At 65.2% G+C, this 19,857-nt stretch carries 25 protein-coding genes; 12 read left to right on the forward strand and 13 right to left on the reverse strand.

Annotated features, from left to right (window positions below):
- Positions 1–27: 27 nt before the first annotated feature.
- From ACZ5MJ_RS05105 to ACZ5MJ_RS05125, 5 genes are all read right to left on the reverse strand, one after another.
- The gene (locus tag ACZ5MJ_RS05105) at positions 28–2,028 is read right to left on the reverse strand and encodes an AAA family ATPase (RefSeq protein WP_464222745.1); all 2,001 of its coding nucleotides are present in this window, start codon (positions 2,026–2,028) and stop codon (positions 28–30) included.
- 36 nt (positions 2,029–2,064) lie between these two features.
- On the reverse strand, positions 2,065–2,331 hold the full coding sequence (locus ACZ5MJ_RS05110; protein WP_464222746.1) for a hypothetical protein: 267 nt from the start codon (positions 2,329–2,331) through the stop codon (positions 2,065–2,067).
- Positions 2,328–2,540, reverse strand: coding sequence for a helix-turn-helix transcriptional regulator (locus tag ACZ5MJ_RS05115; RefSeq protein ID WP_464222747.1), 213 nt, complete (start codon positions 2,538–2,540; stop codon positions 2,328–2,330). Before ACZ5MJ_RS05115 ends, ACZ5MJ_RS05110 begins: the two co-directional genes overlap by 4 nt.
- Positions 2,541–2,645: 105 nt before the next feature.
- Positions 2,646–3,020, reverse strand: coding sequence for a hypothetical protein (locus ACZ5MJ_RS05120; RefSeq protein ID WP_464222748.1), 375 nt, complete (start codon positions 3,018–3,020; stop codon positions 2,646–2,648).
- Positions 3,017–4,276 (reverse strand): tyrosine-type recombinase/integrase, encoded by a 1,260-nt coding sequence (locus tag ACZ5MJ_RS05125; protein ID WP_464222749.1) that lies wholly within the window; start codon positions 4,274–4,276, stop codon positions 3,017–3,019. Before ACZ5MJ_RS05125 ends, ACZ5MJ_RS05120 begins: the two co-directional genes overlap by 4 nt.
- A gap of 446 nt (positions 4,277–4,722) precedes the next feature.
- On the opposite strand from ACZ5MJ_RS05125, the gene ACZ5MJ_RS05130 reads away from it, so the two are divergent.
- Positions 4,723–5,277: a BON domain-containing protein gene (locus ACZ5MJ_RS05130; RefSeq protein WP_464223656.1), complete on the forward strand. Its 555-nt coding sequence runs from the start codon at positions 4,723–4,725 to the stop codon at positions 5,275–5,277.
- 222 nt (positions 5,278–5,499) lie between these two features.
- Here the strand turns inward: ACZ5MJ_RS05130 and ACZ5MJ_RS05135 are convergent, their stop codons facing one another.
- Positions 5,500–5,874 carry a DUF4124 domain-containing protein gene (locus tag ACZ5MJ_RS05135; RefSeq protein ID WP_464222750.1) on the reverse strand — a complete coding sequence of 125 codons (375 nt, stop codon included), beginning with the start codon at positions 5,872–5,874 and terminating at the stop codon, positions 5,500–5,502.
- A gap of 307 nt (positions 5,875–6,181) precedes the next feature.
- On the opposite strand from ACZ5MJ_RS05135, the gene ACZ5MJ_RS05140 reads away from it, so the two are divergent.
- From ACZ5MJ_RS05140 to ACZ5MJ_RS05150, 3 genes are all read left to right on the forward strand, one after another.
- A complete protein-coding gene (locus ACZ5MJ_RS05140) occupies positions 6,182–6,499 on the forward strand; it encodes a PXPV repeat protein (protein ID WP_464222751.1) in 318 nt (105 codons plus the stop codon).
- A 195-nt stretch (positions 6,500–6,694) separates the two neighbouring features.
- On the forward strand, positions 6,695–7,543 hold the full coding sequence (locus ACZ5MJ_RS05145) for a D-amino acid aminotransferase (RefSeq protein WP_464222752.1): 849 nt from the start codon (positions 6,695–6,697) through the stop codon (positions 7,541–7,543).
- Positions 7,544–7,605: 62 nt separating this feature from the next.
- The gene (locus ACZ5MJ_RS05150) at positions 7,606–7,881 is read left to right on the forward strand and encodes a hypothetical protein (protein WP_464222753.1); all 276 of its coding nucleotides are present in this window, start codon (positions 7,606–7,608) and stop codon (positions 7,879–7,881) included.
- Positions 7,882–7,891: 10 nt separating this feature from the next.
- Here the strand turns inward: ACZ5MJ_RS05150 and yfiB are convergent, their stop codons facing one another.
- The 3 genes from yfiB to yfiR are packed head-to-tail and all read right to left on the reverse strand — an operon-like array spanning position 7,892 to position 10,286.
- Positions 7,892–8,413: an outer membrane lipoprotein YfiB gene (gene yfiB / locus ACZ5MJ_RS05155; RefSeq protein WP_464222754.1), complete on the reverse strand. Its 522-nt coding sequence runs from the start codon at positions 8,411–8,413 to the stop codon at positions 7,892–7,894.
- A gap of 8 nt (positions 8,414–8,421) precedes the next feature.
- Entirely contained in the window at positions 8,422–9,687 is a 1,266-nt protein-coding gene (gene dgcN / locus ACZ5MJ_RS05160; protein WP_464222756.1) for a diguanylate cyclase DgcN/YfiN, read from the reverse strand.
- Positions 9,684–10,286 carry a regulatory sequestration protein YfiR gene (gene yfiR, locus ACZ5MJ_RS05165; protein ID WP_464222757.1) on the reverse strand — a complete coding sequence of 201 codons (603 nt, stop codon included), beginning with the start codon at positions 10,284–10,286 and terminating at the stop codon, positions 9,684–9,686. The genes dgcN and yfiR overlap by 4 nt, the downstream gene beginning before the upstream one ends.
- Before the next feature lie 269 nt (positions 10,287–10,555).
- On the opposite strand from yfiR, the gene ACZ5MJ_RS05170 reads away from it, so the two are divergent.
- The 6 genes from ACZ5MJ_RS05170 (at position 10,556) to ACZ5MJ_RS05195 (ending at position 13,106) form a co-directional block, all read left to right on the forward strand.
- On the forward strand, positions 10,556–11,062 hold the full coding sequence (locus ACZ5MJ_RS05170; RefSeq protein ID WP_464222759.1) for a CopD family protein: 507 nt from the start codon (positions 10,556–10,558) through the stop codon (positions 11,060–11,062).
- Positions 11,063–11,157: 95 nt separating this feature from the next.
- Positions 11,158–11,562 carry a lysozyme inhibitor LprI family protein gene (locus ACZ5MJ_RS05175; protein ID WP_464222760.1) on the forward strand — a complete coding sequence of 135 codons (405 nt, stop codon included), beginning with the start codon at positions 11,158–11,160 and terminating at the stop codon, positions 11,560–11,562.
- Between the two features lie 67 nt (positions 11,563–11,629).
- Positions 11,630–11,833 carry a hypothetical protein gene (locus tag ACZ5MJ_RS05180; protein WP_114132475.1) on the forward strand — a complete coding sequence of 68 codons (204 nt, stop codon included), beginning with the start codon at positions 11,630–11,632 and terminating at the stop codon, positions 11,831–11,833.
- A gap of 138 nt (positions 11,834–11,971) precedes the next feature.
- On the forward strand, positions 11,972–12,379 hold the full coding sequence (locus ACZ5MJ_RS05185) for a YXWGXW repeat-containing protein (protein WP_464222761.1): 408 nt from the start codon (positions 11,972–11,974) through the stop codon (positions 12,377–12,379).
- Between the two features lie 114 nt (positions 12,380–12,493).
- Positions 12,494–12,718 carry a hypothetical protein gene (locus ACZ5MJ_RS05190; protein WP_464223657.1) on the forward strand — a complete coding sequence of 75 codons (225 nt, stop codon included), beginning with the start codon at positions 12,494–12,496 and terminating at the stop codon, positions 12,716–12,718.
- Between the two features lie 97 nt (positions 12,719–12,815).
- Entirely contained in the window at positions 12,816–13,106 is a 291-nt protein-coding gene (locus ACZ5MJ_RS05195) for a hypothetical protein (protein WP_464223658.1), read from the forward strand.
- A 45-nt stretch (positions 13,107–13,151) separates the two neighbouring features.
- Here the strand turns inward: ACZ5MJ_RS05195 and ACZ5MJ_RS05200 are convergent, their stop codons facing one another.
- The 3 genes from ACZ5MJ_RS05200 to glpK form a co-directional block, all read right to left on the reverse strand.
- Complete coding sequence (locus ACZ5MJ_RS05200; RefSeq protein WP_464222762.1) at positions 13,152–13,532, reverse strand: hypothetical protein; 381 nt, start codon at positions 13,530–13,532, stop codon at positions 13,152–13,154.
- Between the two features lie 169 nt (positions 13,533–13,701).
- The gene (locus ACZ5MJ_RS05205; protein WP_464222763.1) at positions 13,702–15,306 is read right to left on the reverse strand and encodes a glycerol-3-phosphate dehydrogenase/oxidase; all 1,605 of its coding nucleotides are present in this window, start codon (positions 15,304–15,306) and stop codon (positions 13,702–13,704) included.
- A gap of 46 nt (positions 15,307–15,352) precedes the next feature.
- Positions 15,353–16,924, reverse strand: a complete 1,572-nt coding sequence (glpK, locus tag ACZ5MJ_RS05210) for a glycerol kinase GlpK (RefSeq protein ID WP_464222764.1) — start codon at positions 16,922–16,924, stop codon at positions 15,353–15,355.
- A 56-nt stretch (positions 16,925–16,980) separates the two neighbouring features.
- Between glpK and ACZ5MJ_RS05215 the strand changes: the two genes are divergently transcribed.
- Entirely contained in the window at positions 16,981–17,880 is a 900-nt protein-coding gene (locus ACZ5MJ_RS05215; protein WP_464222765.1) for an NUDIX hydrolase, read from the forward strand.
- 90 nt (positions 17,881–17,970) lie between these two features.
- On the forward strand, positions 17,971–18,837 hold the full coding sequence (gene purU, locus ACZ5MJ_RS05220) for a formyltetrahydrofolate deformylase (protein ID WP_464222766.1): 867 nt from the start codon (positions 17,971–17,973) through the stop codon (positions 18,835–18,837).
- A 166-nt stretch (positions 18,838–19,003) separates the two neighbouring features.
- On the opposite strand, the gene ACZ5MJ_RS05225 is transcribed toward purU, so the two are convergent.
- Entirely contained in the window at positions 19,004–19,774 is a 771-nt protein-coding gene (locus ACZ5MJ_RS05225) for a DeoR/GlpR family DNA-binding transcription regulator (RefSeq protein ID WP_464222767.1), read from the reverse strand.
- Between the last annotated feature and the right edge of the window lie 83 nt (positions 19,775–19,857).

The following is a 19,857-nucleotide window of genomic DNA, read 5'->3' on the forward strand; positions in this document are numbered from 1 at the left end:
GGGAAACACTGGCGGGCGTTTGTGGGGTCAGGCAGCCCATAACCAGTCGTCACGCACGACATACAGCCCGCGCCCCGTCAAGCTGGTGATTGTCTCTTTGGCGCGAGTTGTCTTGTGTTTCCTGCCACCAGAAACTAAGCGCGACGCTACCTGACTGATGGCATCCGTTAGTCGGAGGCACCGGGTGCCAGCCGGGCACATGCCCATACCCGTGTGAGTTGTCGCCGCCAGCGCGTCGGATAGCGCTTCGTGTGCCAGTTTCTGATTGCTACCTTGCAGGGGTGCCGACTGCTTGATGATCACTGCGGATGTGTCGCGCTCAATTACGCAGCTAGTTACGCGTCCACCGTCAGCATCCGGCCCTAGGTCAATCACTTGTAGCTTGAATGCGTGCCGTCCGGAATCTTGCCCGTCCTTGGCCTTATCAACGGACCATAGGCGCCTATCTGCGCTTCTTTCAACGCCAATCGCACCATCGAGCGCAGCGAACAGGCTGCTGTGCCCCCTCAAGCCTCGTGATACGTCCTTGCCAGTGTGGTGGACCAGTACGACCAACCCGCCGATCACCGTTTGTAGGCGCTTCGCCCCCTCAATGATTCGGCCCATATCTGCGGAAGCATTTTCATCCACACCGGGCGCTGCCCGATTCAAAGTGTCGATGATGACCAAACCACCCTGAGATTGCGCGTCGAGCAAAGCGCCACCCAATCCATCGATGTCCCCCATTTCTAGCAGCGAGAAGGGCTGAAGCACGGTGCAGGCGCTGGTGCTGATCCCATTGTGCGTTTCCCATGCCATCACACGTGCCCTGATACCTGCCTCGCCTTCGAGCGCTACATAGCAGACGGGAACCTGCTTGGTCTTGTAGCCGAACCAGTCATTGCCGGCAGCTACAGCCGCCGCCATATCAAGGGCCAGAAACGTCTTCCCGCTTCCGCTTGGCCCGTAGATAGCCCCAAGCCCCCTCCGCGGCAGTACGCCCTTGATCAGCCATTCCATCGGGGGGAGCGCCCTGAGCTTGTCCGAAGACAGTAGCTCGAAGCGCTTTGATTCGATCCCAGCCCCCACTCCCGTTGGAACCAGGCCCCCAGGGGGCTCCACGTAGCCCCCCTCACGCGCATGATGAACCAACGTCCCGAAAGTGATGCCGCCCGAGTTGAATGATTTGCGAACGGCTTGCAGCGCGCTTTCGTCAAATCGGTGTGGTGCGGTCTGGCTCCATGTCCTGCCCAGTTCTTCGGCGCAGTCCCATCCAATACTCTCCAATGCCCAGATGACGTTGCGCCATTTTTCGCGTTCGCAGTCGGCGTTGATGCAGTCCAGCATAGCGCGGACCCTTGCTACCTGATCGGGTGTTTCGGCTGGCGGGGGTATGTTGCCCATCAGGCTACGCGTCGTGCCGTCAATGCTCTGCCCGGGTATGGGCGCTTGCGGGGTGGGGGCAGAACCGAACCACTCTTCGTAGACGCTGCTAAGAGCTTCGGTCGCATCTTTGATGGTGCCCCGCGCACTGTGCCCTGTGACAGTCAGGAAGCGCCCGGACGAGTAAACCTCTCGTCTTCCGACGCTGCGGCTCTTAAACGGTACATGGCTAAGCGCGAACATGCGCACGCCTTTCCCGCTGGGTGATACTTCAAGATATGGCTTGCCCAAGCGTAGCCAAACCCGGTACAGGCTGTCCATTTCCGCTTCGCACTGGTCTATGTCAATGCCGATCAAGTAGAGCGGCGTACCGCCCCCTTCATACGAGAAAGGCTGTCCATCAAGGTCGAACCCGATCCCTGCATAGCCTTTCAGGCGCTGTGCCTGTACAGCATCGTCAAACGGAAGCCAGTTCCCCCTTTCGTGTGCGCTACAAGGTTTGCCAGTGGTGGGGTCTATGGGGATTTTCCCAAACTTCCCTTCAGCATTAACGGCGCCGGCCTTCCAAACAACCCACTGCGCCTTGTCTTTCAGTAACTGTGGGATATTCTCGGTGACGGGCGAAGGAATATCTGGGGCGCTCGTCCCTTGCTGTACAATAACCATGACATGATCCTTTCCCCGCTGCCGCGGGGATTATTTTTAGTTCCGGTTGTAGCGGTAGATGGCGGAATGTGCCCGCTCTTCCGCGTCGTCAATGATTTGCGAGGCAATTTCTTTGGCCTCGGGCAGCAGTTGGTGGATCTCTAGGCGCGGATACAGCTTTTCCCGTTCCGCAAGTAGTGCCTGGAAAACCGCTACCTCAGTACGAACTATCCGGTCCACAATCAATTCGTAGATCAATTCGTCGTGGCGAGCTTCCGCAGTAAGCTCAGTCTGCTGGTTTTGAGGGATTCGCCTGTAGCTCATTCGCCGTCCCCATTGGCGCGCTGTTCTAGCCACGCGTCGATATCCGATTCGAGCCAACCGGATGCGCGACCACCGGGCACTAGCTTAAACGGACGAGGGAACAATCCCTTTTGGATAAGCTCGTAGATGGTCGAGGGCGCGAGATTTACCTTCGCGGGAAGCCCCGTTTGGGCGGGGCGCATGCGCAGAATTCTGTTTTGAACCGTCATAACCTTTTCTCCGATCCGGGCGTGGATTTGCTCGGATGGTTATGACTTTATTTGGAGTGCGGCTTGTCCGGAACCTGATTGAATATTGATATTTTCGATCAGGGGTCAGCCCCCATCCTTGCGGTAGGGCATGTTTTCCGCAGCATCCCAGTATCGTTCAACGGTATCAACCCCGAGGCGGAAATCTTTCGCTGTTTTGTTGAGTGCCTCAGCCAGGGTAAGTCCTTCGCCCCCATCCGGTTGAGGCCGGCGCAAGTCCCTAACCATGCGGACAATCCATTTCTGCCGGGCCTTTGCAAGTTTCCGCTGTGTGGGAGGTGGGGGAGCTTTCACGCCGAGGGCAACGTTGGCATCTTCCCCGTCTGCGACAAGCTCCAGCGCTTTCGCAAGATTTTGGGCTGCCGTCACGGGTAGCTTACCAGTGCGCAGCCTGCCCGCAATCTCTCGCAGTATCTGCCGTTCTTTGCTTTGGCCCTTCATGCAGCCTTCCCCTTAAGTGTTCGGACATTCCCTCGCTCGGCTGGCTTAGTTACCACGTACTGTGCCCATGCGTCCATCAGCTTATGGCGCTTTTCCAATTGATCGCCGCGCCGGTAGGCAGCCTCAACCTGACTCTTGATGGTATGGGCCAGTGCCTGTTCTACGGTTTCGTTGGGGAAATGCGTTTGCTCTGCCGCCCAGTCACGGAACGTCGAGCGGAAGCCGTGTGGGGTGATCTCAGTCCGTTCCATCTTCTTTAGAAGGGCCAGCATGGCACCGTTGCTGAGACCAGTTCCCGCCTTCCAACCGGGAAATACGAATGCGTCCGACTCGGGTTCTGCACCAGCATCGCCACTCAATGAGGTCAGTATTTCAGTTGCTCGGGCGCTCAGTGGCACACGGTGCTCGCGTTTCGCCTTCATACGTTCGGCTGGAACCGTCCAGATACTCCCAGTCAGATCCATCTCGCGCCACCGAGCACCAATTACCTCTCCCGTGCGAGCGGCAGTCAGGATAAGAAACTCAAGGGCAAGCGGGCTTACGCCGTGCTCCGCGTGCAAGAGGGCTACGAAGGGGTTAATTTCCCGATAAGGGAGGGCAGGGTGGTGCTGTACGCGCTTGACCTTAGTAGTCTTGGGCAGCAGCTTGTCCAGGTGTCCCCTTAGTCGTGCCGGATTCTCCCCTTGAGCATACCCCCGCGCTTTGCACCAATCCCAGACGGTCTCCACCCGCTGACGCAACCGGCTGGCAGTTTCCGCCTTGGATACCCAGATTGGTTCAAGTACCTGCATGACCAGCGCCGTATCCAGAGCGTTTACGGGCAGCGCCCCGAAGACCGGATAGGCGTATGTCTTGAGGGTGTTTGTCCACTGGTCGGCGTGCTTTTCATTCGTCCATTCATGACGCTTCGCGCCGATGCACTGGCTAGCTGCCTGCTCAAACGTCAACTGCCTAGCGGCGGCGGCCCTGCGCTCCAACCTTGACTCATTCCGGGCTTCGATGGGATCTACGCCATCCAGCAGCAGCCGGCGCTGCGCCGTTGCGACCTCTCTGGCATGAGCAAGCGTGAGGGTGTCCAGCGCCCCCAGGCCCATCTCCCGTGTCTTGCCTGTGGTCGGGCTCTTGAATCGGTAGATCCAAGATTTCGTCCCTGCACCGCTGACCTGCAGATACAGTCCTTTGCCGTCGCAGTAATACCCCGGCTTGCTCTCCGTCTGTACGCGGCGAGCGGTCAACCCATCAGCCTTCTTTGCCATGTTGCTAGCTCCTACCCACATTGCTACCCACATCAGAATAGTGGATTTCTCCGGACCTTGCCGGTTGAGGTCGGAGTGCTAGCGAGGCTAACTGATTGAAACAAAAGGAAGTATGTGGATGCTGTCGGAGTATGTCGGAGCTTGGTGGGTCGGACCCTCTCTCCGCCACTTATTCTGTAAGGCTTTGCGGGTTAGTGAGAGCTAACCGCTGGGTCATGAAAGCGCCATGTGGGTCATTCCCCTGGCGCTTTTTGTTTGTCTGCAGCGCCTCGATAAGCTCTCGCCAGGCACTGGCCGTGAGTGCGCGGCCCATTCCCAGCCCATCATCCATCGCATCAGCAAATGCCGGATGGTGCCGGAACATCCTAGACTTCACCGGGCAAGAAACGAGGTGAACCATGGCGATCACAACGTCGACCTCCCCCCGCCGGCGCTCTGTCTCAAGGATGCGATGGGGCATCGTTTGCGCGCTGCTGCTCCTGCCGCCGGGCACGCATGCCGATGACGACCTGCAGAACCGCGGTCATGACCCGTTCTTCCAGGTCTCCTCGGCAATTCCAGACTGCCCCGAGCCCGCCGGCCCACGCGTGAGTGAAGCCGAGTGGAAGCGCGACTCGCACCATCGCATCGAGCACGGCAACCACTGCTGGCTGGAAGGGCGCTGCCGCCTGCCGAATGCCTTCGCTTACGATGAGGAGATCGCCGACAGCACGCGCCGCCGGCTGCAATGGCTGTCGGTCAACCTGCCTGCGTGGCGGCAGAGCACCTTGTGGGTGACGGTGTGGCAACGCTGGATACTGTTGCAGGGCTGCGTGGCACCGGGCTTTCCTGTGGCGCCGTTCATGGCCGCGTTGCGCGAGGTGCCTGATGTCGAGCGCGTGATTGACGAAACCACCGCGCATCCGGAGCGGGGGGTGCCTTATGCGCTGTTCCGAAAAGACCTGTCACGGCATGGTGGCACGAAAGTGCAAACGGCCGAGGGTTCGGGGCAGGGCAAGTGAACAGGTCTTGCGTGCGAGAGGTCCAACGGTGCTCCGACGCCTGGAGGTCTTAAAAGAAAAGCCCTCGGCCAGGGTAGGCGAGGGCTGAAATGGTGTGGGGCGAGTCGCGGAACCGCCCCTGGGTAATGGTCGTACAGGGCATCGTGATCGCGCATCCTTCTAAATAGAGGTGTCGCTGCAGTGCGACGGGCGAAGCAGCGGTACCCGTCTCCATTTGCCGCGCTATTCGCATCGGTGCTTCGATACCAGCGCGCCGGTCGACCTTACTGCCTCGGCAGCCCGCTGAATCTCTGCCGGGTCCTTCCGCAGCATGGCGCGCTCCGACCAGGCCAGGTTGCTCTGATACTGCTGCCGCAGCGATGGGCAGATGATGCCGCTGGCGAGCCGCTCCGCTGAGCGCTGATCCCCTATGACAAACGGCTGTGCCCGGTACTCAGCGTTCTGCTGGCCGATTGTCTTCCGGGACAGTTCGGTCGTTGCGCTGTCAGGGCAGGGCTGGTCCTGGAGCGTCACTTTTCCGTTGGTTGCGCGGCATTGGTAGATGGTCTGGCCAACGGCATTGGTGGCAAAGAGCGCCAGAAGCAGAAATCTCAGCATAGGATCCTCCCGCAGGGATTTTCGCAGCCGGGCCAGATGGCTACTTCCCTGCCTAGGAGGGGTGGCCTGCTGAGGCCCGATTTCCTCGGGCAGGCACGGGCAGACGGCACTGATCGCCAGGATTTCCGGCGCGGCAGCAGCGTGAGCCAGTGAAGGCGCGGATACAAAGCCTTACAAGACTCTCAAGCGCGGGGGTCAACCGTCACAACCTCCCCCCGTTACACGAGGTAACCAGCTTTAGGTTCTGGTCATACCAAACGGGACAATAAGGCCCTAAGGTATTGGCACCAATCGACGGAACAGCATCATGCAAAAGATCCTGGCAGTTTGTGCAATTGCAGCGGCAACCCTGCTTGCCTCTGGCGCCGCGCAGGCAAGAGTAGATGTGGGAATTGGCATCGGTCTTCCCGGTGTCGTCGTCGCCGCGCCTCCGCCCCCCGTGTACTACGAGCCGGCCCCTGTTTATGTGGCGCCGCGCCCGGTAGTCGTGGCGCCTGGCTATTACGATGACTGGCAAGGACGCCAGTGGCGTGAGCAACAGTGGCGCGAGCAGCGGTGGAGAGAGCACGAGTGGCGGGAACGCCATCGCAGGTGGCACCACGGGCATGATGACGACGATGATTGATGCTGGCGCAATCGGGCAATGAAAAGCCCTCGGCCGGGGTTGGTGCTCTGAGGGCAGTCCCTCCACACCCCGGCTATCCCGAACGCCGGCACGTTCGGCTGCGGTGTTGGCCAGCCTTATGCACAATTTGCATGACCTCGCTTGCGCTCCCGTGAAAGAATCAGGCATCTCCTTCGATTCTCTCGCAGCAGGCCCATGTCCGAACCCATCGTCCACCTCAACGGCACCCTGATCCCTCTTTCTGAAGCCCGCATCCCCGTCCTGGACCGCGGCTTCATCTTCGGCGACGGCATCTACGAAGTCATTCCGTACTACAACGGCAAGCCGTTCCGTGGCGCCCAGCACCTGGCGCGCCTGCACCGCAGCCTGGAGGGCATCGGCATTCCCGATCCGTATAGCGCTGCGCAGTGGCTGGAACGGGTTGGCGAAGTGGTCCAGGCCAATGGCCTGTCGGATCAGTTGGTCTATATCCAGGTGACGCGTGGCGTGGCCAGGCGCACGCATGCGTTTCCGAAAGAGGTCGTGCCGACGGTGCTGATCATGACCAATCCGATGGCGTTGCCGTCGGCGCAGATGCTTGAGCAGGGCGTGGCGTGCGTGACGATGGAGGACCGGCGCTGGCTGAATTGCCAGATCAAGTCGACCTCGCTGCTGGGCAACGTGCTGGCGGCGCAGCATGCGGCGGAGCACGGGGTGACCGAGGCGATCCAGTTCCGGGACGGCTGGCTGACCGAGGCGTCGGCGTCCAATGTGTGGGTGGTGCGCGATGGCCGCGTGATGGCACCGCCCAAGGACAACCTGATCCTGGAAGGGATCCGCTACGGGTTCATGGAAGAGATCTGCGCGGCGATGGAGATTCCGCTGGCGTCGCGCCGGATCGCGAAGGAAGAGGTGTTTGCGGCCGATGAGGTGCTGCTGTCGTCGGCCAGCAAGGAGTTGCTGCCGGTGGTGAGCATCGATGGCCGCACCATCGGCAAGGGGGTGCCAGGGCCGGTTTTCGCACGGCTCTACGCGGCTTACCAGGCTGCCAAGGCAGCCCTTTGAGTCCTCTTCAAGCGCACCTGCGTGCGTGCTAGGATGCCCTGGAATTCAGCTAGGAGACTTTCATGGCCAAGCGCGAGCGCGGCCGGCGTGCCCTGCAGGACGAGGTAAGCCGGCGCATCCAGCAAATCTATGAAATCGGCGAAGACGGCGCCAAGATCCGGGTGCCGGCGCCGGTGCCGCATCCGCGCGATGCCCGCGGGCGCAACTGGGACATGACCGGCTTCGGCAATGTGTATGGCTACGAGGCCAGCGTGCGCGCCGCGGTCGACAAGGTGCGCGACGAGTTCGACCTGAACGATGCCGTCGAGAACCGCGCACCCAATCCCTTCGGGGACTGACCGGGCCGTCTCAATCGACGGAGACGATGATGGCTACGCGCCGGTTCTCGGCGCGTCCCGCCGCGGTGCGGTTATCCGCCACCGGGCGGGTCTTGCCCAGTCCGCGCACCTCGATGTTGTCCCGTGCAAAGCCGGCGCCTTCCAGCAGCCTGGCCACTGCATCGGCGCGCCGCACTGACAGCGACAGGTTGTAGTCGGCAGTGCCGGCTTCGTCGGTATGGCCGTCCACGCGCAGGCGCTCGATCCCCACGCTGCGCAAGGCCCGCCCGAGGCGCTGCACGTTGCTGGCGCGCTCGCCGTCGATCAGATCCTCATCGAAGCCGAACAATACCTTGTCCGACAGGCTAAGTTCCCAGCCATGGTCGGTCAGCCTGAAGCCTTCCTGCTGCAGTACGGCAAGCTGCGCCGGCGACAGCCTGCCGGCGGGCGGCGCGGTCTGGCAGCCGGCCAGCATCAGACTGGTCAGCATCAGGGCGGCCAGACAGGGTTTCCAGAGGGGTTTCCAATCGGGCAGGGCAGAGTGTTCGGGCATGCGGGTTCTCACTTCGTGACGTCCAGGCGTGGCTCGGCGCTTTGCCAGATGCCGCCGGAGCGCCGCTTGGCGCCGTACATGGCGGCGTCGGCGGCGTGCAGCAGTGCCTGGCTGCCTTGCGCGTGGACAGGGAAGACGGCCACGCCGATGCTGAGCGAGGCCCGCACCGTGTTGCCGTCGGGCAGGTCGACGGGGGCGGCCATGGCCCGCAGGATATGTTCGGCGACATGGATGGCGTCGCGCGGCGCGCGCAGCGCCGCGACCAGCACGGCGAACTCGTCGCCGCCGATGCGCGCCACCGTGTCGCCGGCGCGCAGGCTGGCGCGGATGCGCTGGGCCACGGCTACCAGCACCGCGTCGCCGCCCGCATGGCCGTGCCGGTCGTTGATGCGCTTGAAATCGTCGCTGTCCAGGTACAGCACGGCTGTGTACTCGTCATTGGCGGCCGCGTGGCGCACGGCGCGCTCGAGCGCTTCGACGAAGGCGGCGCGGTTCAGCAGCCCGGTCAGCGCATCGTGGTTGGCACGGTGGGCGAGCGAGCGGTTCTCGTGCTGCAGCTGGTTCTGCCAGGTCTGCAGTTCGTCGAGCAGGCCGTTGAAGTCCTCGCTGAGCGCATTGAGCTCGGCGATGCTGGCCGGCGGTGTGCGCTGCGCGAAGTCGCGCTGGGAGCGTACCGCATGGGCCACGCGCATCAGGTTGCGCATTGGCTCGACGATCTGCACCAGCAGCCGGCTGGCCAGGTAGTGGGCGCCGACCGCGGTCACCAGCAGGCAGCCCAGCAGGCCCAGCGCGCCCTGCAGCAGGAAGTGCAACAGGTTGCGCGGGTCGCCGCTGACGCGCAGCATGCCTACCTGCTGCGTCTGGTGCAGGATTGGTTGCTCGACGGCATCCATGGCGAGCCATTCTCCCAGCACGTGACGCAGGCCGGTCGGCGGTGTCTGGCCGGCGCGCTGCCACTCGGCCAGGACATGGTGGTCGAGGTCGTAGACGGTGGCGGCCGCGATGTCTTCGGACGCGGCGATCGCGGCCAGCGTTTCCGTGGTGGCCGCCTGGTCGCGGAATACGACCGGCGCCTCCAGCGTGTAGGCGATGGAGCGGGCCAGCAGCCGCACGTTGTGCTCGGCGTAGACACGCAGCGCCGTCACACCGATCGCGCTCAGCGACAGCCCGGCGGTGCAAACGGCGATCAGCGCCACGCCCAGGTGGATGCGGCGCAGCACGCTGTACAGGGTGGGGCGTGCGCCATTGCCGCGCACCGGCTCGCGCGCGCTCATGTTGGGGCTCCCTTGCGTCGGCCCAGTTGCAGCACGCCGGGGTGCATGTGCACGCCGCTGCGGGCAAGGGTATCGAGGTTGACGCGGAACGAGACCTGGTTGTCGCGGATATTCAGGCAGAACATGCTGCCGATCTCGCACTCGAAGTCTTCCTCGGCGATCACCAGCACCGGGCGGCCGGTCAGTTCGGTCGACAGGCGCTTGCGGCGCGGTTCGTTCATGGTGCCGACGTACAGCGCATCGCATGCCGGGTGCAGCATGTCGGCCAGCACATCGACCTGGCGGGTCTGCACGGTCCGCCCGTTGGTGAGCGTGCCGCCTTCCATCAGCCGCGCGGCATAGCGGCTGGCGTTGTCCACGCACAGCCGCACGGGGTCGCGCTCCACCGGCCAGCGCGCGTAGCCCAGCAGGCTGAGCACCACGCGCGCGACCAGGTCGGTACGCTGCGGCGCGGGTTGCGCGGTCACGACCGGCGGCAGCATGGCCGGCAGCACCGCCAGCGTCACGGCGAGCAGCAGCGCTGTCAGACCACGGCGCAGCAGCGGGCGTTGCCGGACAGGGACGGTATTCGGAGGGGGGCTGGCTGGGGCTGGAGCCATGTTCAGGGGTGAATGAGACGGGGCGGCCGGGCGCGGTGTTGTTGTCTGCCTGGCCGCGGGTATTGTCTGGGTGCGGATTCCTGGCGGTCAAGTGTTCCGAACGGGCGTTAATCGGCCCGAAACGGTGGGCATGAGCAGTAATCCGTGGAGGCCCGCGAGTGGCGTGGCTTGATACGAAATGTTTATCGGTTCCGCGTCGATTTCCTGAAGCACGCGAAAGCGGTGTTGCAAGCGTGCAGCGCTTCGCCGTGGCGGACACAACACTTAGAATGAGGCCATCGTCCCCAACGCGCGCCTCGCCGCCGCCTGCCACCATGATTGCCGACCCGCTTTTCCGCTTCCTGCACCTGGCCGGCGTCGCCGTCTGGGTGGGTGGCATGTTCTTCGCCTACCTGTGCCTGCGGCCCGTGGCCGGCAGCGTGCTGGAACCACCGCCGCGGCTGCGCTTGTGGCGTGGCGTGTTTGCCCGGTTCTTCCCGTGGGTGTGGGCAGCGGTGATCGCGATCCTGCTGAGCGGGGCGGCGATGATGGCCGCGGTGGGCATGGCCGGTGCCCCACGCAACTGGCATTTGATGCTGGGGATCGGCCTCGTCATGGCCCTGATATTCTGCTACGTGTGGTTCGGGCCGTATCGCGTGCTGGGCCAGGCCGTGCAGGCCCAGGACTGGCCGGCTGCCGGTGCCGCGCTGAACCGCATCCGGCAGGCCGTGGGGACCAACCTAGTGCTCGGGCTGGCCAATATCGCCGTGGCCACGCTGGGACGCTGGCTGGCCTGAGCCGGGCAGACGTCCCGCCATGGCCTCGCACTTAGAACCCATTTCATTATGAAATGGGTTCTTATTGTTACTACCAAGCAAAAGGGAGAGCCGCTATGCGCGTGATCGCATGTCTTGCCGTCCTGGGTCTTGCCGTGGCGGCCGCGCCGGTTCGCGCCGCTGATACCGACGGCCTGAGCGCCGAATACGAGCGTTGCATGGCCAAGGCGGTGTCGACCGCCGACATGCTCAACTGTGCCGCAATGGAATCGCGGGTCCAGGACTCGGCGCTGAACACTTCCTACCAGGCCCTGCTGCGGCGGCTGGAAGCGCCACGCACCGGCCAGTTGCGGGTGGCACAGCGTACCTGGCTTGAATTTCGCCAGGCCAATTGCGCCTATGTGGCCAATCTGGGCGGCGGCACGGCTGCGCGGGTGGCCGGTGCGACCTGCATGCTGCAGATGACGGCCGCACGGGTGCGCGAACTGCATGCCTTTGCCAGCGAGGCTGCCGCCCGGTGAGCTGGCGGGGCTTGTGCTAGAGTTCTCAGACACCTGTGCTGCGGCACGTCTCACCAGGAGATGGATCATGGCAAGTGAATCGCGGAACAACCTGAAAGCTTTCGTGCAGACCGCGCCCCAGGCGGGACGCTATGTGTGGGTGATCGCGCTGGTGGACTTCGGCGCGCAGCAGGTCCGGCGCGCCATCGTCTCGGACGACACCTTCACCACCTCGGATGCCGCGCGGGTCGCCGGCGAGGCCCAGCTCAAGGCGATGGCCGAGGATCATTAGCGTCGCGCGCACGCTGGCGGGTGCTTTGCTTGTGTTGCGTGCGGGCATCTCTGTAATGGTCCGATACCCATTCTTACAATTCCCGGTGACCAGGGAGCGCTAGACTGTGGGCATGTTCCTCCACAATAAAGGACTCCCATGAGTGATCGTGCGCTACGCCCGGCCAGGGCTCTCCTGATGGCGGCCCTGCTGGGTTCGGGCCTGACCTTCAGTGCCGCGTCGATGGCCCAGGTGTCGGTCAATGTTGCCATCGGCGTGCCACCGCCGGCCCCGGTCTATGAGGTCGTGCCCGCGCCGCGCGGCGGCTATGTCTGGGTGCCGGGTTACTGGGACTGGGACGACCACTACCATAAGCATGCGTGGAAGAAGGGCCGCTGGGAACGCGAACGCCCTGGCTATATCTATGAGTCGCCGCGCTGGATCCAGTCGCGCGACGGCTGGGTGCTGGTGCCGGGGCGCTGGGACCAGGGCGGGTACAGGGACAAGGGCTACAAGGACAAGGGCTACCACTGCCCGCCCGGCCACGCCAAAAAGGGCGAGTGTTGATGTGCCCGCCGCCCGGCGTCACGCGGTGACGCCGGGCAGTCCTGCCATGCTACGATCCCCGCCATGACAACCACGCCCGCGCGGCGCATCGGCAGCGCATACCCGGAGGTAGTGATGGCTAAGCACGTCTTCACGCGCGCGCAGTATCTCGACATCCTCAACGACAGCCTGCGCAAGCATCCCGGCTGGCAGCCCGGCATGGCCTTTGTGTTCCTGCCGCCCGGCGCCGATGCCAGCCAGGCCACGGCAGTGGGCTGCACCGGCCCGATGGACGCCATCGCGGTCTATGCGGAAATCCAGCGGGTGGCTGCCGAACTGATCGAAGTCAGCAACGCCTAGCACAACCGGATGGCGCAACCGGCGCGGGGCGCCAGCCGCCGGGCGGCCGGGGGCAGCCGCAGGTGCGTACAATACCGGCCTCTACAGACTTTCGGATATTGCCGTGAAAAAAACGGACCTGGAAAAGAACAAGGGCCTGAAGATCGCCAACAGCCTCAAGCAGGCTGCGGCGGGGCGGGGCGGCATGCCTGGCGGCGCGGCGCGCCCGGACCGGCGCGAGCAGCGCCGGCTGGACCAGGAGCAGGGTCTGGTGCCCTTTGCGTGCAAGCTCGATGGCACGCTGGTGAAGCGCCTGCAGGCGCTTGCCGTCGATCACCCCGGTGGCATGACCGGGCTGCTCAATGAACTGCTGACCGGCGCACTGCCGCCGGAGCCAGGCCAGGCCTGAGTGCTTGCGCGGCGGCCGCGGCCGCCGCTTGCCTGACTGCCTGGCTTAGTCGTCTTCCTCGTCGTCGAGGAATTCGCGGCGCAGCATCCAGTTGGCGATGGCTTCGTCGCAGACGCGCTTGAATTTCTGCTTGTCCGGCATCTTGTCGAACAGCTGGAAATTGACCAGCGCCATGCCGGCATCGGTGATGTAGAACATCCGGCTCGGATCGTCATCATGGACGATGCGGCCATCGATGGCGTCTTCCTCGCTTTCCGCCGGCATGTCTTCCAGCTCGACCACGCGGCAGGTGAAGCGCGGGCTGCGGGTGTGGGTCAGATACTCGAACTCGTCGTGCATGACCTCGCCGCCTTTGCCTGCGATAACGGCGAAGCCCCAGATAAAGCGGGGCATCGGCAGATCGGACAGATCTTCAATCTCGTCCATGGTGTTCTCCCTGATTCAATCCTCGCATTATCGCCCGGAACGGCGCTGCCTCAAAAGGTGACGTGGCGTAACGGCGCCGTTTGGGTCCCGCTCAGGGCCTTGCGTGGCAGTTGGCCAGCGCCGGCGCGGCGTTTTCGGCCTGCATCAGCCTTGGTCGATGCGTGGTGTATCAGCCGAGCATGTAGCCGGCGGCGAGCGTGCGGAAGCTCTCGACTTCGCGCGCCTGCCAGGTGTCGTCCTCGCCGAGTTCATCGGCCAGGATCGCGGCCACGGCCGGGGCGGCGTCGACAGCCGCCCGGGCGTCCAGGAACAGCGCGCGGTTGCGGCGGGCCAGCACGTCCTCGACCCGGCGGGCCAGTTCATGCCGGGCGGCAAAGCGCACATGGGCCTCGGTCAGGCCCGATGCCGGCGCCAGCATGCGGTCGTGGCCCGGCAGCGCGCGCAGCACGTCCAACTCGTTGCCGTAGTAGCGGTCCGGTGAGCCTGTATCCGTCGGCGGCAGTTCGGCGGGCAAGCCCGCGGCGCCGTGCAGCGGCAACTCCGCAGTCACGCACGGGGCCGCGCGCACCATCTGGCGCTGGATCGCGGTCTCGATCACGTCTTCGGCCATCTTGCGGTAGGTGGTCCACTTGCCGCCGGTGACGGTGATCAGCCCGGCCCTGGACACCAGGATCGTATGTTCGCGCGACAGCGACGCGGTCGAGGCCTCGCCGGTGGCCCGCACCAGCGGCCGCAGGCCGGCCCAGACGCTGGTGACGTCGGCGCGGGTCGGGTCCCTGGCCAGGTAGCGTGACGCAGTTTCCAGGATGAAATCGACATCGTCGGCACCGGCGTCGGGCTCCAGCGGCAGGTCGCGGCGCGGCGTGTCGGTGGTGCCGACGATGGTATGGCCATTCCAGGGCACGACGAACAACACCCGGCCGTCGTCGGTCTTGGGGATCAGGATGGCGCGCTCGCCCGGCAGGAAGCTGCGCGGCAGCGTCAGGTGCACGCCCTGGCTGGGCGCGACCATGGCGCGGGCGTGGCCGTCTTCCATCTGGCGGATCGCATCGACCCACACGCCGGTAGCATTGATCACGCAGTCCGCACGCAGCCGGAAGCTGGCGTCGCCGAGCGCATCCTGCACCGTCACGCCGCTGATCACGCCGCCTTGCTGGCTCAAGCCCGTCACGCGCATGTAGTTGATCGCGGTGCCGCCCACGTCGAACAGGGTGCGCATCAGCGCCACCGCCAGCCGCGCATCGTCGAACTGGCCGTCGAAATACAGGTTGCCGCCGCGCAGCGCACGCCCGCCGACATGCTCGGCCAGGTTGGGCGCCGCGGCCAGCACTTCGCGGTGGTTCAGCCAGCGGCTGCCGGCCAGGTTGAGGTTGCCGGCCAGCATGTCATAGACCTTCAGGCCGATGCCGTAGAAGGGCTGGTCGAACATCTGGTAGGCCGGCACCACGAAGCCCAGCGGCCACACCAGGTGCGGCGCGTTGCGCGCCAGCAGGCCGCGCTCGTGCAGGGCCTCGCGTACCAGGCTGATATTGCCCTGGGCCAGGTAGCGCACGCCGCCATGCACCAGCTTGGTGGCCTTGCTGGAGGTGCCCTTGGCAAAGTCCGCGGCTTCGACCAGCAGCGTGCGGTAGCCGCGCGAGGCGGCATCGACCGCCGTGCCCAGGCCGGTGGCGCCGCCGCCGATGACGATCACGTCCCAGCGCGGCTCGCGCTCAAGCGTGGCGAGCAGGGCGGCGCGCTCAGGTGGCTGGATCGGGGGGGGAATTCTTTGCATGACGCTGATTTCAGGTGTGTGCTCGATGTGTGCTCTGCGGCCCTGGTCAGGCGTGGCCGCCGTTGCTTTCGTCCTCGCGCGCCCAGTCGCGCGCACGGTCGACGGCGCGGTGCCAGCGTGCCAGCCGGTGGCTGCGTTCGTCGGCCGACAGGTTTGGCTCAAAGCGCCGCTCCACCTGCCATTGTTGCGCGATCTGCGCCGGATCGCTCCAGTAGCCGGTGGCCAGCCCGGCCAGGTAGGCGGCGCCCAGCGCGGTGGTTTCGGTCACGCGCGGGCGCACCACCGGGGTGCCGAGCAGGTCGGCCTGCATCTGCATCAGCAGGTCGCTGCGCGAGGCGCCGCCGTCCACGCGCAGCTCGGCCAGCGAGATGCCGGCGTCTTTCTGCATGGCCTCGAGCACGTCGACGCTCTGCAGCGCGATCGACTCCAGCGCCGCGCGCGCGATCTGCGGCCGGCCCGTGCCGCGCGTCATGCCGACCAGCGTGCCGCGCGCAAAGGCGTCCCAGTGCGGCGCGCCCAGCCCGGCAAAGGCGGGCACCAGCACCACGCCGCCGGTGTCGTCGCACTGGCGCGCCAGCGGCTCGACCTCGGGCGCGCTGTTGATGATCTTCAGGCCGTCGCGCAGCCACTGGATGGTGGCGCCGCCCATGAACACGCCGCCCTCCAGGCAGTACCGGGTCTGGCCGCCGATCTGCCAGCCGACCGTGGTCAGCAGCCGGTTGCGCGAGACCACTGGCTGCGAGCCTGTGTTCATCAGCAGGAAGCAGCCGGTACCATAGGTGTTCTTGGCCATGCCCGGCGACAGGCAGGCCTGGCCGAAGGTAGCCGCCTGCTGGTCGCCGGCGATGCCGGCAATGGGGATCTGCATGCCGAACAGCCGCGCCGACGTGCGCGCCACCTCGCCGCTGGACTCAACCACCTCGGGCAGCAGCGCGTGCGGGATGTCGAGCAGTGCCAGCAACGTGTCGTCCCATTCGAAGCTGTGGATATTGAACAGCATCGTGCGCGAGGCATTTGACACATCGGTGACATGGCGCGCGCCGTCGGTCAGCTGCCAGATCAGCCAGCTGTCGACGGTGCCGAAGGCCAGCTCGCCGCGCTGGGCGCGTTCGCGCGCGCCTTCGATGTTGTCGAGCATCCAGCGCAGCTTGGTGCCGGAGAAGTACGCGTCGATGATCAGGCCGGTCTTCTCGCGGAACAGCTCGCCGTGCCCGGCGGCCTGCAGTGCCTCGCACATGGGCGCGGTGCGGCGGTCCTGCCAGACCAGCGCGCGGCCGACCGGCTCGCCGGTGTTGCGGTCCCACAGCACGGTGGTCTCGCGCTGGTTGGTGATGCCGATGGCGCGCACCTGCGAGGCCGAGATGCCGGCATCGGCCAGCACCGCGTGCGCCACCGCCAGCTGCGTCTGCCAGATCTCGTGGGGATCGTGCTCGACATGGCCGGGATGTGGGTAATATTGGCGGAACTCGCGCTGCGCGAGCCGCACCACGCTGCCGGCATGGTCGAACAGGATGGCCCGCGAGCTGCTGGTCCCCTGGTCGAGCGCCAGCACATATTGCGGCTCGGTGGGAAGCTGGGACGATGCAGGGCGCTGGGCCTGCGCGGCTGGCTGGTTCATGCGTTCGATCCTGACAATGACAAAGCGCGCCGGCCTGGCCGGCGCATGGATTCCTGATGGCTGAAATGTCTTTCCTGCCGGCTGCCGATGCCGCCGGCACCCCGGCGGCGCGGATTGCCGCTTCGCTGGCGGCGCGCAGCGGCTTCGATCCCGCCACCAAGCTGCGCCTGATGGTGTCCGGCCTGCAGGTCGGCTGGCTGCCGCGCGCGCATGCCGGCATCCTGCGCGGCATGGGCGGCGTGCTCGGGCCGGACGAGCGCCTGGCCGATGGCACCGCCGCCGTGGCGTTGCTGCCGGGGCGCGACGATTTCAACGCGCGCAGCGCCGCGCTGCAGGCGCTGGCCCGCCAGCTGGCCGATGCCGGCCATGTGCGCGGCTGGCGCGATGAGTTGTTCGCGGTGACCCCGGCGCTGGATGCGCCCGCGGTCGCGGTGGTGGAGCGCGCCGCGGCGCGCTTTCTGGGGCTGCTGACCTTTGCCTCGCACATGAACGGCATTGTCGATGGCGGGATGGGTGCACAGCCCGAGGGCGTCCCCGCGCTGTGGATCTCGCGGCGCAGCCCGGCCAAGGCCGTCGACCCCGGCATGTGGGACAACCTGGTGGCCGGCGGCATGCCGCACGGCAGCGATCCGCTGGCGACGCTGGTGCGCGAGTGCGAGGAAGAGTCCGGCATCCCGCCCGAACTGGCGCGGGGCGCGCAGGCCCACGGCGTGATCGAGGTGCTGCGCGACCTGCCCGAAGGCGTGCAGTGGGAACAGGTCTATGTCTACGACCTGCTGCTGCCGCCCGGCTTCACGCCGCATAACCAGGACGGCGAGGTCAGCGAGCACCGGCGCGTCGGCGTGGCGGCATTGCTTGCTATCATGTCGGCCGGCGCCATGACGGTCGATGCGACAATGGTGACGCTGGATGCCCTTGGACGGCGTGGCTGGCTCGGTGCCGGCCATCGCGCCTGAGCCCCCGCCTGTTCGCGTACCGACCGAGCCGACCTTGCCGACCTGGTTTCCCCGGCCCTGCGCCGCGCCACTCCGACAGAACCACACACCATGAGCAACACCGGATTCATCCTGACCCTCTCGTGCCCCGACCAGCCGGGCATCGTCCATGCCGTTTCGGGCATGCTGGCCGAGCGCGGCTGCAATATCGTCGATTCCGACCAATACGGTGACGAATTCACCGGCCGCTTCTTCATGCGCGTGCATTTCACGCCGGCCGCCGGCGGTCCGGACCTGGACACGCTGAAGGCAGCGTTCACGCCGGTGGGCGACCAGTTCGGCATGCAATGGGAGCTGAACGACGCCACGGTCAAGCCGCGCGTGATGATCATGGTGTCCAAGATCGGCCATTGCCTCAACGACCTGCTGTTCCGCGCCAAGGTGGGCGGCCTGCCGGTCGAGATCGCGGCCATCGTCTCGAACCACCGCGACTTCTACCAGCTGGCGGCGTCGTATGACGTGCCGTTCTTCCACCTGCCGCTGATGAACGCCTCGGCCGAGCAGAAGGCCGCGCAGGAAGCGCGCGTCTTCGACGTGGTGCAGGAGCAGAAGATCGACCTGGTGGTGCTGGCGCGCTACATGCAGGTGCTGTCCGACGACCTGTGCCGCAAGCTGGCCGGCCGCGCGATCAATATCCACCATTCGTTCCTGCCCAGCTTCAAGGGCGCCAAGCCGTACTACCAGGCCCATGACCGCGGCGTGAAGCTGATCGGCGCCACCGCGCACTATGTCACCGCCGACCTGGACGAAGGTCCGATCATCGAGCAGGAGATCGAGCGCGTGGACCACAGCATGGACCCGGAGCAACTGACCGCCGTGGGACGCGACGTGGAATGCGTGGCGCTGGCGCGCGCGGTCAAGTGGCATGCCGAACACCGCATCCTGCTGAACGGCCACAAGACCGTGGTGTTCAAGTAATCCTTCGTTTCCCCCGGGGTTTGCTCCCGTCTCCCGCTTGCGGGAGAGGGGCCGGGGGAGAGGGCAGGCGTGTGTCAGGACCAACGCGCCACGCGCTGCCCGCGCACCCGGCATCCCCTCCGGCTCCACCGCCCACGCGGCAGCGACATGACGGCCCACGCCGCGCTCAATCCCGCTCCGCCACCACACACTGCACCCCACTGTCGGCCAGGATCTGGTCGAACGGCGCCGCCAGCGGCTCGTCGGTAAAGAGCCGGTCGACCTCCGACACATGCGCCAGCTCCACCATCGCCTGGCGGTTGAACTTGCTGATATCCGCCGCCAGCCATACCTCGCGTGAATGCTCGATGATGGTCCGCGCCACCTTGACCTCGCGGAAGTCGTAGTCGCGCAGCGTGCCGTCGGTCTCGATGCCCGAGATGCCGATCAGCCCGATATCGACCTTGAACTGGCGGATGAACTCCACCGTGGCCTCGCCCACGATGCCGCGGTCGCGTGAGCGCAGCACGCCGCCGGCGACGATGACCTCGCAATCGGGATTGTCGGCCAGGATGTTGGCTACGTTGAGGTTGTTGGTGATCACGCGCAGCCCGCGATGGTGCATCAGCCCGCGCGCGATTTCTTCCACCGTGGTGCCGATATTCAGGATCAGCGAGCAGCCTTCGGGCACCGCGGCCGCCACCGCGCGCGCGATGCGCGCCTTGCCCTCGGCATTGAGCACCTGCCGCTGCCGGTAGGCAATGTTCTCGGTGGTGGAGCCCTCCACCCGCACCCCGCCATGGAAGCGCGCCAGCATGCCGTTCTCGGCCAGCAGGTTGACGTCGCGGCGCACCGTCTGGAGCGTGACGCCGAACTTGCGCGCAAGTTCGTCGATGGAGGCAAAGCCCTGGGTGCGGACTTCTTCAAGCAGGGCCGTCTGGCGGGGATTCAGGGTCATGCCGGGATTCTAGTTCAAACAGAAACGAAAACAAATGATGCAGTGCACTATTGTTTTATGTTCGTTTTGTTGCTAAAACGAAC

This window comes from Cupriavidus sp. LA-1, assembly GCF_055385985.1.

Excerpts from the sequence above, each read along its gene's own strand:
- ACZ5MJ_RS05105 (WP_464222745.1), bottom strand. The coding sequence starts at position 2,028 with ATGGTTATTGTACAGCAAGGGACGAGCGCCCCAGATATTCCTTCGCCC.
- ACZ5MJ_RS05110 (WP_464222746.1), bottom strand. The coding sequence starts at position 2,331 with ATGAGCTACAGGCGAATCCCTCAAAACCAGCAGACTGAGCTTACTGCG.
- ACZ5MJ_RS05115 (WP_464222747.1), bottom strand. The coding sequence starts at position 2,540 with ATGACGGTTCAAAACAGAATTCTGCGCATGCGCCCCGCCCAAACGGGG.
- ACZ5MJ_RS05120 (WP_464222748.1), bottom strand. The coding sequence starts at position 3,020 with ATGAAGGGCCAAAGCAAAGAACGGCAGATACTGCGAGAGATTGCGGGC.
- ACZ5MJ_RS05125 (WP_464222749.1), bottom strand. The coding sequence starts at position 4,276 with ATGGCAAAGAAGGCTGATGGGTTGACCGCTCGCCGCGTACAGACGGAG.
- ACZ5MJ_RS05130 (WP_464223656.1), top strand. The coding sequence starts at position 4,723 with ATGCGATGGGGCATCGTTTGCGCGCTGCTGCTCCTGCCGCCGGGCACG.
- ACZ5MJ_RS05135 (WP_464222750.1), bottom strand. The coding sequence starts at position 5,874 with ATGCTGAGATTTCTGCTTCTGGCGCTCTTTGCCACCAATGCCGTTGGC.
- ACZ5MJ_RS05140 (WP_464222751.1), top strand. The coding sequence starts at position 6,182 with ATGCAAAAGATCCTGGCAGTTTGTGCAATTGCAGCGGCAACCCTGCTT.
- ACZ5MJ_RS05145 (WP_464222752.1), top strand. The coding sequence starts at position 6,695 with ATGTCCGAACCCATCGTCCACCTCAACGGCACCCTGATCCCTCTTTCT.
- ACZ5MJ_RS05150 (WP_464222753.1), top strand. The coding sequence starts at position 7,606 with ATGGCCAAGCGCGAGCGCGGCCGGCGTGCCCTGCAGGACGAGGTAAGC.
- yfiB (WP_464222754.1), bottom strand. The coding sequence starts at position 8,413 with ATGCCCGAACACTCTGCCCTGCCCGATTGGAAACCCCTCTGGAAACCC.
- dgcN (WP_464222756.1), bottom strand. The coding sequence starts at position 9,687 with ATGAGCGCGCGCGAGCCGGTGCGCGGCAATGGCGCACGCCCCACCCTG.
- yfiR (WP_464222757.1), bottom strand. The coding sequence starts at position 10,286 with ATGGCTCCAGCCCCAGCCAGCCCCCCTCCGAATACCGTCCCTGTCCGG.
- ACZ5MJ_RS05170 (WP_464222759.1), top strand. The coding sequence starts at position 10,556 with ATGAGGCCATCGTCCCCAACGCGCGCCTCGCCGCCGCCTGCCACCATG.
- ACZ5MJ_RS05175 (WP_464222760.1), top strand. The coding sequence starts at position 11,158 with ATGCGCGTGATCGCATGTCTTGCCGTCCTGGGTCTTGCCGTGGCGGCC.
- ACZ5MJ_RS05180 (WP_114132475.1), top strand. The coding sequence starts at position 11,630 with ATGGCAAGTGAATCGCGGAACAACCTGAAAGCTTTCGTGCAGACCGCG.
- ACZ5MJ_RS05185 (WP_464222761.1), top strand. The coding sequence starts at position 11,972 with ATGAGTGATCGTGCGCTACGCCCGGCCAGGGCTCTCCTGATGGCGGCC.
- ACZ5MJ_RS05190 (WP_464223657.1), top strand. The coding sequence starts at position 12,494 with ATGGCTAAGCACGTCTTCACGCGCGCGCAGTATCTCGACATCCTCAAC.
- ACZ5MJ_RS05200 (WP_464222762.1), bottom strand. The coding sequence starts at position 13,532 with ATGGACGAGATTGAAGATCTGTCCGATCTGCCGATGCCCCGCTTTATC.
- ACZ5MJ_RS05205 (WP_464222763.1), bottom strand. The coding sequence starts at position 15,306 with ATGCAAAGAATTCCCCCCCCGATCCAGCCACCTGAGCGCGCCGCCCTG.
- glpK (WP_464222764.1), bottom strand. The coding sequence starts at position 16,924 with ATGAACCAGCCAGCCGCGCAGGCCCAGCGCCCTGCATCGTCCCAGCTT.
- ACZ5MJ_RS05215 (WP_464222765.1), top strand. The coding sequence starts at position 16,981 with ATGGCTGAAATGTCTTTCCTGCCGGCTGCCGATGCCGCCGGCACCCCG.
- purU (WP_464222766.1), top strand. The coding sequence starts at position 17,971 with ATGAGCAACACCGGATTCATCCTGACCCTCTCGTGCCCCGACCAGCCG.
- ACZ5MJ_RS05225 (WP_464222767.1), bottom strand. The coding sequence starts at position 19,774 with ATGACCCTGAATCCCCGCCAGACGGCCCTGCTTGAAGAAGTCCGCACC.